Origin of the sequence: Pedobacter miscanthi, assembly GCF_003315595.1 — a bacterium.
GTDB lineage: Bacteria > Bacteroidota > Bacteroidia > Sphingobacteriales > Sphingobacteriaceae > Pedobacter > Pedobacter miscanthi.
On sequence record NZ_QNQU01000083.1, the window covers coordinates 1 to 539 of the forward strand.

Genomic DNA, 539 nt, shown 5'->3' on the forward strand with positions numbered 1-539 from the left:
TATTTTGCTTTGGGTCTGAATACGTTGGTCGATTAGCGCCAACAATCCCGCAATCTTTTCTTGTTCCTCCTGTGATGGAATTAATACTTTAATACTTTTGATTTCATTTGATGTAATGCCCTTAATGGACGTCCCTTGAGTACTTGATGCCCTCACTTTCATAATATGTGAAAGTAAATACGTAAGAAATAGACTATTGCATTTTATATTTACGATGTTCGTGAAATCTTGGCTTGTACAAAGTCCAATCAACGAGTGTGCAATTTTTCCAACTCCAACTCTTGATACAATTAGTATAACAGGGGCAGCGCAAAACTTCGTTGCTGATTTATCGATGGCTTCCTGAGTGATAAATTTCCTTATTCTGATATTATTAATGTCATTTTCATTTATATCGGATGAAGAGATCCAAGGTATTTCCCCTTCCCATAGCATTCTATTTTTAGAAGTTGGTGTGCCACCTCCAATACAATTCCCCAAATCACTTAAAATATTCCCCTTCCATTCCCCTTCAAACCCCGGAAATCTCAAATTTGGAA

At 36.7% G+C, this 539-nt stretch carries 1 protein-coding gene; it reads right to left on the bottom strand.

The window, feature by feature from the left end; genetic code table 11:
* Positions 1 to 539: restriction endonuclease subunit S (locus DRW42_RS28470; RefSeq protein ID WP_208643679.1), on the bottom strand; the 539-nt coding region annotated here is incomplete at both ends.